The organism is Labrenzia sp. R5_0, from assembly GCF_017743835.1.
In the GTDB taxonomy this organism is placed as follows: Bacteria; Pseudomonadota; Alphaproteobacteria; order Rhizobiales; family Stappiaceae; genus Roseibium; species Roseibium algicola.
Map to the genome: position 1 here is coordinate 91,376 of NZ_JAGHRK010000009.1, position 10,574 is coordinate 101,949.

At 51.1% G+C, this 10,574-nt stretch carries 7 protein-coding genes and 6 pseudogenes; 6 read left to right on the top strand and 7 right to left on the bottom strand.

All coding sequences use genetic code 11. The annotated features are described in order from the left end of the window. Positions 1 to 52: 52 nt before the first annotated feature. The 3 genes and pseudogenes from J7447_RS29335 to J7447_RS29345 form a co-directional block, all read left to right on the top strand. Positions 53 to 206: pseudogene (locus tag J7447_RS29335) on the top strand (transposase); the annotation flags it as partial. 135 nt (positions 207 to 341) lie between these two features. Further along, on the top strand, positions 342 to 1,037 hold the full coding sequence (locus J7447_RS29340; RefSeq protein ID WP_075284827.1) for a VTT domain-containing protein: 696 nt from the start codon (positions 342 to 344) through the stop codon (positions 1,035 to 1,037). Between the two features lie 393 nt (positions 1,038 to 1,430). Then, positions 1,431 to 2,435, top strand: coding sequence for a murein L,D-transpeptidase family protein (locus tag J7447_RS29345; protein ID WP_075284826.1), 1,005 nt, complete (start codon positions 1,431 to 1,433; stop codon positions 2,433 to 2,435). A gap of 36 nt (positions 2,436 to 2,471) precedes the next feature. Here the strand turns inward: J7447_RS29345 and J7447_RS29350 are convergent, their stop codons facing one another. Next, positions 2,472 to 3,227 carry a heparan-alpha-glucosaminide N-acetyltransferase gene (locus tag J7447_RS29350; protein ID WP_075284825.1) on the bottom strand — a complete coding sequence of 252 codons (756 nt, stop codon included), beginning with the start codon at positions 3,225 to 3,227 and terminating at the stop codon, positions 2,472 to 2,474. A 274-nt stretch (positions 3,228 to 3,501) separates the two neighbouring features. On the opposite strand from J7447_RS29350, the pseudogene J7447_RS29355 reads away from it, so the two are divergent. Continuing rightward, positions 3,502 to 4,270 (top strand): annotated as a pseudogene (locus tag J7447_RS29355) (IS5 family transposase). Between the two features lie 13 nt (positions 4,271 to 4,283). Here the strand turns inward: J7447_RS29355 and J7447_RS29360 are convergent. The 4 genes and pseudogenes from J7447_RS29360 to J7447_RS29375 all read right to left on the bottom strand — a co-directional run bounded on the left by J7447_RS29360 (position 4,284) and on the right by J7447_RS29375 (position 8,228). After that, positions 4,284 to 5,035 (bottom strand): IS5 family transposase gene (locus J7447_RS29360; protein WP_139314154.1). Its coding sequence is split into 2 segments (ribosomal slippage): positions 4,284 to 4,705 and positions 4,705 to 5,035, totalling 753 coding nucleotides; the frame shifts between segments, so codons are not numbered across the junction. 322 nt (positions 5,036 to 5,357) lie between these two features. Beyond that, a complete protein-coding gene (gene istB / locus J7447_RS29365; RefSeq protein ID WP_209171663.1) occupies positions 5,358 to 6,152 on the bottom strand; it encodes an IS21-like element helper ATPase IstB in 795 nt (264 codons plus the stop codon). A 43-nt stretch (positions 6,153 to 6,195) separates the two neighbouring features. Further along, positions 6,196 to 7,320 (bottom strand): annotated as a pseudogene (istA, locus tag J7447_RS29370) (IS21 family transposase); the annotation flags it as partial. Between the two features lie 50 nt (positions 7,321 to 7,370). Next, positions 7,371 to 8,228: a flagellar motor protein MotB gene (locus tag J7447_RS29375; protein WP_075282933.1), complete on the bottom strand. Its 858-nt coding sequence runs from the start codon at positions 8,226 to 8,228 to the stop codon at positions 7,371 to 7,373. Between the two features lie 478 nt (positions 8,229 to 8,706). On the opposite strand from J7447_RS29375, the pseudogene J7447_RS29380 reads away from it, so the two are divergent. Beyond that, positions 8,707 to 8,976 (top strand): annotated as a pseudogene (locus tag J7447_RS29380) (transposase); the annotation flags it as partial. After that, positions 8,977 to 9,264, top strand: a pseudogene (locus J7447_RS29385) (transposase); the annotation flags it as partial. A gap of 527 nt (positions 9,265 to 9,791) precedes the next feature. Here the strand turns inward: J7447_RS29385 and J7447_RS29390 are convergent. Next, complete coding sequence (locus J7447_RS29390; protein ID WP_075282932.1) at positions 9,792 to 10,418, bottom strand: TraH family protein; 627 nt, start codon at positions 10,416 to 10,418, stop codon at positions 9,792 to 9,794. A gap of 4 nt (positions 10,419 to 10,422) precedes the next feature. Further along, a pseudogene (locus tag J7447_RS31435) lies at positions 10,423 to 10,574 on the bottom strand (conjugal transfer protein TraB); the annotation flags it as partial.

Sequence of the window (10,574 nt, forward strand, 5' to 3'; positions counted from 1 at the left end):
TGTTTCATGTGCGGACGCCCCACATCATCAAGCTCCTGAATAGGAGTTGACGATGTCTGATGGGTTCTTCTGGCTCAATGATGAGCGTAATAAACGGCATTATTCATGTCTTGAAGTCGGGCGGTCGCTGGATCGATGCGCCGAATGTCTATGGCGCCAGGAAAACCCTTTACAATCGCTTCGCGCGTTGGTCCGAAAAGTGTGTCTGAACGAGAGAGCTTCGAATTGAAGTTCCAAATTGTAGAGACCCGTGTTTGACGTGATGATCGAAAGTACGGCCATTTGGGCACGGCAACGTTAAAACAATTTTTAATATATCACCATCTAAGGGAGCGAAAACAATGAAAACTGGTTCATCAAACATAGTAAAAATAGTTGCCTCTATTGCACTAAGTTCCATTTTTCTGTTATTTGCTCTTGGGTGGCGCCCGAATTTTTTCGAGAATTTTAACTCAGAAACTGTAAAGACGCTTGTCGAACATTCAGGTATCTGGGGACCACTTTTCATTATAGCTCTAATGACGCTAGCTATTGTCGTCAGTCCTCTTCCAAGTGCCCCAATCGCACTCGCTGCTGGAGCTGCATACGGGCATACTCTGGGCACGATTTACGTTGCAACCGGTTCTTGCCTCGGTGCAACGATTGCGTTTTTAATTGCGCGAAAGCTCGGACGAAATGCGATTGTTCGTCTTTTGGGTGAATACGCAAACTATGGTTTTTTGGGTTCTCAAAATGCTCTGACCATCACGGTCTTTACAACCCGAGTCATACCTTTCATTTCTTTCGACGCTGTGAGTTACGCAGCAGGCCTAAGTGGGCTTTATTTATGGCGGTTTATCATCGCAACTATCGCCGGAATAATACCTGCAAGTTTTGTTCTTGCACACTTTGGCGCAGAAGCAATGAATGGCCCGATTGAACCCGCAGAATTGTTGACGCTAGGTTTGGGAATATTTACCGCCCTTCCATTGCTTTGGTTAACTCTTCGTAGACGTTTAAGACCAAAGAGCTGGCGCGACCACCGCGGCCATAATTAGGACACTGAAGATTGGATGCGATACCAGGGAGTTGCGCCTTGCCACCGTTGACGAGCAATGCGCTGCACAACCGTATAGCCTTTCGAAGTTTAGCGAAATTCAACGCGCGAAGATCCTTGCGTGAAGGCCATTTGAATAGATATTTTTTGCTCTTAACTGAAACGTATTTGTGATTTGAGGGAGAGAAAAAGAAGCGATATGGTTGCTTTTGACACTCATCTTAGCTTGATCCTTTACGTTTCGGAAAATGGCAAAATAAAATTTGCAAAATGCAAATAGGTTTTGACATTCACAAGGCAAATGAATGATCGAGCATGGAATAGATTTGAAAAACAGGTTGAGGTACAGGCTGATGGTCAAGGTTGCCATTAATTGCCTTAACGGAAATCTTTCATGAAGATATTCCACGCTATTGCATTGGCAGCATCGGCGCTATTGCCTGTTGGATGTGTTGGCACCGCTTTCGAAATGGATTCTCGCGGCGAAATCGCGATTCCCGCCAGCATTGAAACGTTGATGAGGAGCAAAGGTACCAAATCAACGGACCCCTTGTTTATTAGAATTTTCAAACAAGAAAGTGAACTTGAGGTCTGGAAACAAAATCGAGTTGGCAAGTATGTTCTACTAAAAACTTATGCGATGTGTCGCTGGTCTGGCGACTTGGGGCCCAAAAAAGCTGAAGGTGACCGGCAATCGCCGGAAGGTATTTACGAAGTAACGCTCCCAAGATTAAATCCAAATTCTCAGTATTATCTGTCGTTTGATTTAGGTTATCCCAACAAACTTGAACGAGCGAGAGGCTACACCGGAACTGCCTTAATGGTTCACGGTGCCTGTTCCTCCTCCGGTTGCTTTGCAATAACTGACGATCAAATAGGTGAGGTGTACGCTCTGGCTCGAGAAGCATTACGCGCAGGGCAGCCTGCAATCCAGGTCCAGTCACTTCCCTTCCGTATGACACCCAGGAACCTTGCATTACACAAAAGCAATGCAAACTTCAATTTTTGGTTAGATTTGAAAGAAGCCTCTACAAGATTCGATGTATTGCAAGAGCCGCCTGATTTTGGGTTCTGCGAAGGGAGATACCGTTTTGGTATTTCGAAAACATCTGCGCCTCAATATGGGCCACTCGGAAAATGTCCTCAACTCGAAGCTCCACCTGCCAATGTAACTGAAAAGTTGGATGCTGATTTAAGATCAGCAGAACAACTCCTAGAAGAGGAACGTAGTGTTGAATTATCATACGTCGACGGTGGAATGCATACCAGATTTAGAACCGTTCTTCTAAACAAAGGAGCAGAATTTTTATCAAAACAAACGTCTAATAATGGTGTACCAATAAGCAGGCCTAAAGCAGCTTTGTCTGACCCGTTCAATCGCATGCTTGGCCAGCCATGATTGCTTTTCCAATTTATCCAATTGTCATTTCCACTATCAATAATCAAGTAGATAGGAAATTGGAAAGATAATTCCAAAAAGCAATGGCTGGTGAACTAGGTATATCAAAAGGCTATTGCGCCCCATCCACACTAAGCTTCGTGTCAATTGAGTGTCAGGCAGGTCTGCGGCCGACCTTGAATTGAAGTTTTTTGAGAGCGAAACCTTCGTGAGGAAAATTCCTATCATAGTCAATCCAGCCCAAGGTAAAATTGGGACGAAATCGTTGCTTGGCGGAGGGAAGGCCGAAAGGCCGGTCCAAGCAAACCATCGCGTGTTTAATAAATCCAACGCTACAAATTGAGGAACAATTAGAAACACTAAGCCGGTGGATAATGCCCCTAGCGGTGGCAATCTAAGGAACAAAACGCCAAGCAAAGAAGAAACAGCAATCGCATGTAGTATCCCAAAATAAATGTAAGTTTCCGGAAAAGCGAAACTAGTAACAATAGAAATTGTGAATGCTGCCGTAACTATCACCAGTACTCGTTTTGCGAATTTTTTTAGCTTGAGCTCTTCGTTGTGTGCGAGTACGAGGCTTACACCGACAAGAAACATAAACGTTCCGGCAAGAAGACGTCCGAATAAAAGCCAAACTGAATTAAACGCAAGACCCCGTACGAGTCCTGATAATTCCAAATCCCAAACAACATGGAAAAGAACAACTCCAGCAATCGCAATCCCTCGTACTGCGTCAACTAGAAGAATTCGATGATTTGTTAAATTGGAACTACTATTCCAAGATCCCGTCATTTCACACTCCGGAATTAAATTTTATTTAAGATATCAAGAGATCGATCTCCCAACCGAAAACCACACAACTTCCAACAAGAAAGCGTTTCAAGCCAACGGACAACGACAAAATTGAAATAAATGTTTCCAATAAGTTCGCTGAAGCATACGTCCCGGAAACATTACGCCTCAAATCCAGACGAAAGAAACCTTTCCATCTAGGTCACATACTCATAAACAGAATTCTCTTGTAGGGAGAGTTCTGATTCACTGACCGCCGTGAATGGAGGTCAGTATGGCACGCTTCGATCTGACGGATTTCGAGTGGTCTGTAATACAGCCCCTACTACCGACAAAGGTGCGTGGTGTACCGCGCGCTGACGATTGCAAGGTCCTGAACGGCATCTTCTGGGTCTGCGCACGGGGGCACCCTGGGCCGAGATACCAGTGCGCTACGCGCCCGTACACGACCTGTGACAACCGCTTCAACTACTAGCGCAAGGCTGGCCATTGGGCGCGTATTCTTGAAGCGGTATCAGATGCTTACGACGGTGACGTGCAGATGATCGACTCGTCATCGATCCGTGTTCATCAGCATGCCGCCAACGGCCAAAAAAGACGGGCGATCCCGTTGCATGGGTCGCTCGCGCGGCGTCCTTACCACCAAGATCCATGCGCTTGTCGATACCGAGGGACGGCCGATCCGCCTCAAGTTGACTGAGGGCCAGGCTCACTACGGACGCTCGGCCGCCGACATGTTCGAAACGCTTAAGGCCGGTCACATCCTGCTCGCCGACCGCGCCTATGACAGCGATGCGTTGCGCGCGGAAATGGCCGGGCGAGGCGTATGGGCCAACATCCGCGCCATGCCAAACCGCGTCAAATCCTTCCCGTTCAGTGCCTGGGTCTATCGACAGCGCAACGCCGTCGAGCGCTTCTTCAACAAACTCAAACACTTCAGGGCCATTGCCACACGATACGACAAGCGCGACGACAATTTTCTCGCGTCAGTCCAACTCGCTTCAATCCGCATCTGGCTGCGAACTTATGAGTCGGTCACCTAGGGCTTGTGGGGATTCATCTCGAGTTTATCACGGCAGCAGCGAGGTAAATAAATGCCTCGTAGCTGCGGTCGGTTTTGGAGGCGCGCATGGCGATGCGTTTGAACTCTTTGAGTTTGCAGAAGAAGTTCTCGATGAGGTGTCGCCATTTGTAGATCTCTGCATCGATCTTTCGCGGCAGGGCTCTGCGGGAATGCTGAGAGATCACGACCTTGGCGCCGCGTTCATCGAGGTCAGCGACAATGGCATTGCTGTCGAAGGCTTTGTCGGCGAGCAAAGCCCCAAACTCGACACCGTCAATCAGCGGTGCGACTCCGACGCTGTCAAAACGGTGACCAGGCAGTAGGCGGAATCGAACGAGATTACCCAAGGCATCGGTCAGGGCCAGTATCTTGGTGGTCATACCGCCTTTGGATCGGCCAATGGCCTGGCTCTGAGTCCCCCTTTTGCGCCCTGACCATGGCGGTGAACCTTGACGATGGTGGCATCCACCATGGCGTATTCCATGTCCGGTTCGTCCGACAGAGCATCAAAGATGCGTTTGAAAATATCGGCCTCGCGCCAATCCCGGAACCGCCGGAAGGCCGTGCTCCAGTTACCGAACATGGCAGGAAGATCACGCCAGGGGCTGCCAGTGCGCACACCCCAAAACACGGCTTCGATGAACAAGCGGTTATTCCCGCCGCTCCGCCCGGGGTCCGTCGGTTTACCAAGGCAGTGCGGCTCTATCTTCGCCCATTGGGCGTCTGTCAGTACAAAACGATCCATCCAAAGTGTGAATCACATTCATACTGATTTGTGAATCCCCACAAACCCTTGAGCGTTTCCATTAAATTTTGGGTCATTTGACGACGGAGTCAAATCACGACGCGAAGCGCGCTGCACAGCGTGATACGGACGTTGGGCATGCGGCTGAACACCACCGAAAGGCTGGTTCCGGTCACCCTAAGGGCCGGTTGGTTTCGCCGCTAACTGCGTTGGTGCGAGCATCTGGTGGAGCCACACCGTGGTGTGTGTCAAGGCACCTCAAATTTCACCATAATGGGCCCTCTAAAATTCCCCAGTTTGGTGTCCCGGTAGTCAGCCGGATTTACAGACCGGCGGCTCCGTGTATAGCTTTTGGTGCCCGTCCCCTGCGCCTCGGCGGGGGTGGTGGCGAGATCGGCGCGTTTGCACGCATATGTCCCAGGATTAGATCCGGGTGCCCGCGAAGCCGATAGCTGGCGCCTTCGATCTGCACGACGACAGCATGGTGAAGAAGTCTGTCCAAGAGTGCGGTCGCAACAACAGGATCCCCGAAGACTTCTCCCCATTCCGCGAAGCCGCGGTTTGAGGTGAGGATCATCGCCCCTTTTTCATAGCGAGCGTTGACAAGCTGGAAGAACAGGTTGGCTCCGCCTTGTGTAATCGGCAGATAACCGATCTCGTCGACGATCAGTAGCGAGGCCCGGGCGTAGAAGCGGATCTTGTCGACCAGGCGCCCCTCCCGTTCAGCTTTGGACAGGGCCTCGATCAGATCGGCCAATGTCGCCCGGTAGACGCTTCTACCGGCTTTGACCGCAGCGACGCCAAGACCAGTGGCAAGGTGGGATTTGCCGGTACCCGGTGGGCCCAGGAAGTGGACCACTTCCGACCGTCGGACAAAGTCGAGCTGGGCAAGGGCTGCAATACGTTCGCGGTCAAGCGAAGGTTGGAAGGAGAATTCGAAGCCTTCCAGCGTCTTGATCGGAACCAGCCTCGCCGTCTTGAGGGCCACGTCGATCCGCCTGGTCTCGCGCGTGGAATACTCTTCACTGAGCAAGGCATCGATCGCTTCCACCGCCGTGATCTCACCCTGCTCCAGACGATGAAGCGTGTGATCGAGTGCTTCCAATGCACGCGGCATCTTCAGCCCGACAAGCGCCCCCGGACTCTTTCCAGAAGCTCACTTATGCCGGCACCCGTTCACTTGCCAGGCGCCGTCCGACCGCATCATAAAAGTCGAGTGATCGGTGCAATCGATCAGAGTTGCGGGAAGGTGCTGTCCGTTTCGGCGGTGCCTTGCGATGAAGGGGATCGACGCGCCGTTTGTTCTTGCCCTCCAGGATCGGGTGACGTGCGATCTCGATCCCGTCTTCGAAGATCCGGATGTCCTGGGTGTGGTTCTGCACTTCCAGTGTCCGCCTGCGGGTCGTGTCCGGCACGCTGTAGTAATTTCCGTCTACCGAGATCATGCCCTCATGACTGACCCGCCGCTCAATGGTGAGAACCGCGCTGTACGGCAATGCCGACAGTTCTTTCAGGGCTGGCTGTTCTTCCGCAAAAGCTACGTCGACAACACGGTCGGTCGTCGCGTGCACTCGCGGATTGGCCACTGTTTCCCGCCATTGCGTGAACTGGGCATTGAGATCGTCGAGGTTCCGGAAGCTGCGGGCCAGGAAGAAGTCCTGACGAATGTACCGGAACGGCCGCTCGACTTTTCCCTTGGTTTTCGCCCGATAGGGCCGGCAGGCTTTCGGGGCCGTCCCATAATGATTGAGAAGCGCCACCAGCGAGGTGTTGTACGTGACAATGCCGGCCTCGTCTTCGCCGATCACCGCAGTCTCCCTGCGGTCATAGAGAATTTCTTCCGGCGCACCGCCCTTGGCATCAAAGGCCGCTATGTGACAGCGCATCACTGATTGGAGGTTCTGGCTGGAGACGAACCGACCCCAGAGCCAACGGCTGTGCCCCAGGACCAGCGAGAAGAGCCAGACTTTCCACGTGACACCAGGCTCGTCAGTGAAGTTGACGATAAACTCAGCAAAATCTACTTGAGCCTGTTTGCCTGCTGGCGTTTCAAAACGCCGCTCAAATTGAGCCCGCGCCGGCGGCCGGATCTCGCGAAGATACTTCTTCACGGTCGTGTAGCTGCCTTCGTAGCCCAGTTCAGTGATTTCCCGCAGCAAACGCCAGCCAGATAGATCGGGGAACTCAGTAACCCGGTCCCTCAGATAATCACGATATCCATCCAATTTGCTCCCGCACGGCGGACGCGGGCTATAAACGGGAGCTTCCAGCTCATCTCTAGATATTTGCGGAACGTCTTGCGGTCATGGAAAACCAGGAAAAATCGGATAACCAGCTATGGTTTGTGAGAAACTGGCAGGGGCGGCGCTTCTGACATCAATAGCAGACCAATTCTTCTGTTCGCCGCAAGGTAGGGGTCATTAGGGAAGAGTGGTTCAGAGTCTGCCTTTCCTGTTACGCCAAAGATTTGGTCGCTTGGTACACCATATTCGACAAGAATTTGCCTTGCGACATTTGCACGGTCACTCGAGAGCTCCCACGCAGTGTAAGTTGGATCAAACCCTTGTTGACCAGCAGTGGTATGTCCCGTGATATGGATTCTATTTGGCATCCGTGAAATAACTGGCGCCATTTTTGAAAGAAGTCTTCTAGTGCTTTCGTACGGATATTTAGATCCTTCTTTAAACATTGAGCGCCCATCTTGATCGACAAGCATAATATTCAAACCTTCTTCCGTTTCCTCCAATATGATGTTTGTAGAGATTTCTGTTATTTCGGGCATTTCTTGCCAAGCTTGGCGTAGCGATGCGGCGGCGGAGGCAAATTGCCGCGGCTTCTCTATTTCCGCCTCTAACGTATCGTTCGTATTTGCTTCCGGGCCTTGCTTTCGACGTTTTTCGTGTCTCTCCTGAGCAAAGTCAGAATCTAATTCTTGTGGAATTTGGCTTATGTCCTTCATGTAATCACGGATTGGAATTCCCTCTACTTCAATAATGCCAGTTTTTCGAGATGTTTCTTTCACGCCAAATGCTTCGCGCATAGACCCAGCAACGACCTGTAGTTTCTCTTTATCTTGAATTGAAAAAGAGATAATCAAAACAAAAAATACTACAAGTAGTGACATTAAGTCGGCAAATGTCACGATCCAAAGAGGCGCGCCTCCGTCCGTCCCTTTCCCTTTTCTTCTCGACATTATTTAATACTCCGCGGAATTATACATAGTGTTTACGATCAGTCCGCAATCAAGATGAAGGTCTATATCCATTTTCATCCAGGTCAGTTAATTGATTCCTAAGTACACCAAATGCGGATTAGATCATTTCTCGTTTGTTCGGCGCCGCCCGTTTGAAACGATGTTTTCGCACTCTTGTCTGCTTGCAAGACAGTTTCACGCTCACCGAGAGCTGAATAGATTTTTTTCAGTCATGACCAACACTTGAGAGCTACTTGTTTTTGACAAATTTGAATTGCCGAATTACCCGCATTGGGCCCGATACTTTAGTATCCAATCCGAACAACTCATATCTTGCGCAACGGAGACATATTCAACTTTAACGCCAACACATTGGAACTTAGATTCAACTTTCGTTTCTAGCAGAACGTTGAAAAAGTCACTGGCGCTTTGGTTTCGATGATGATTCCTTTGGTCCTGCGGGATTTGAGATGCACGGGTGCGAAAGAACCATCCGTTGCGCAAGATCCGGAAAATTGTGACCACGGTGTTGTTTGGTCTGAGCGCCGACTTTGCAGTGCTTTATTCTTCGATGGGACGTCCTTCGATCGCACCGGTGAAGCTGCTACGAGCATTGCTGTTGCAGGCGTTTTACTCGATCCAGTCGGAACGGCTTCTGATGGAGCGGCTGGAATACGACCTTCTGTTTCGCTGGTTTATCGGTATTGGCGTTGACGATCCCGCATGGAACCATTCGATCTTTTCGAAGACGCCAGCGCAATACCAATCGGGTGAAACCTACATTCAGGGCAAGGTCAGCCGTTGCGGCGACGAACTCGCCCGCACCGCCCTCTACAAGTCAGCACATTCGCTACTTGTGCGCCCGAAGAAATGGTCGAGCTTGCGCGCCTTGGGCATGAACATCGCCAAACGTCTCGGCATGGCACGGGCCCGCGTGGCGGTAGCTCGCAAGCTGGCCGTTATCCTGCATCGCATGTGGGCCGTTGCAGCCGAATTCTGCTTTGGAAAGGAAGCCGCCGTCCCCGCATTGGCATGAGTTAGGGCAAGGAACAAAAACGAACACAGACAGTGGTTCGCCCGAGAGGGTGATCCGGAGCGTTCCTGCGGGGACGATGGGCAAGGCGATCTCGTTAGCAGGCACGATCCTGGGCAAGTTCTCCAAGGTCGTTCAACAGATTGAGTCGCCTCGCTTTCCTGACCCCATCATGCGGCGGCTCCGCGCCGACCGCGAAGAAAAGCGAGTGACCCACGGAGCGATATACTCCGGAAAAAGGGACAGGAGAAGCTTGACCTCACCGACCCCACTCAGAGAAGCCTGCTAGGCTGACACCGCCTAAAAATTTCCATCCTGGAGCGACCCAAAGACAGGGAGAACTTCAATTTTGTAGCTTACTGATCTATCCGGCACCAAGCTAACACTTCGCCATCTTTGGACATCACTTTTCTACATCGGCCAGAAATTAAATAGATATTTCATTTTCCGAAGCTGATGCGGGGCCTTTCCTTAGCATTACAAAAAATAAGACTGCATAGTTTAGTTGTTTCAAATATTTTTCCCTTCAATCATTTCCTATTGTAGTCTTCTATCTCTGACAGATCGACACCTATATCCGCCTTGTTCGGATCCTGCGCCCATAGTTGTTGACGCAGTTCGTTTTTTGGGTCCGGCGCCGCACCTTCGGTTTCCGATACCGGTGCGCCTTCCTCTGAGGCGGCCGGGTCCGGAGTTGCCAACTCAATGGCCTCACCTGGGTCTTCCGCCGTGAACACATACTCCCCATCGAAATACCCCGTCTGGTACGCCTCAATGGCATCTTCAAACGCCTCTGGAACAGGCGTGCCGTACCACTTCGTAACGACCCGGTAGACACGGGCAAACAGCGCCGTCCCGATCTTGATGTTGTTGCACGTGTCAAAGACATCGGCTGCGACCTGGGACTTGTCCGAGATGCCAATACCAACCGGATATTGCGTGATCCCGACGCGCACGACAGCTTTCCCGAGGTGATCCTGAACCAGCTTCATCGCCTCTTGCGGAGAATTCGCTTGTCGAACCAGAAACGTCTTCGACCCGGCACGCACGGTCACATTTAGCGGATCCTTGGAACCTACGGCCGCTATGAACTCTTCAACGATCGCAGGAGTCAAGGAGGGGTCGGCACATTGCTCAATCAGGGCAACATCTATCATGGGTTCACTCGTTGAATGCGATCACCAGCGGCACATCGAACAGCTTTGCCCATGCCGTGACGCTGGCGCGTTGAATGTCGGTAATGTTGCTTTCACCCGTCCACCAGCCGTTGCCGATCGCAACGATTGCGTCTGAGCCCATGGCCATGGATTGCA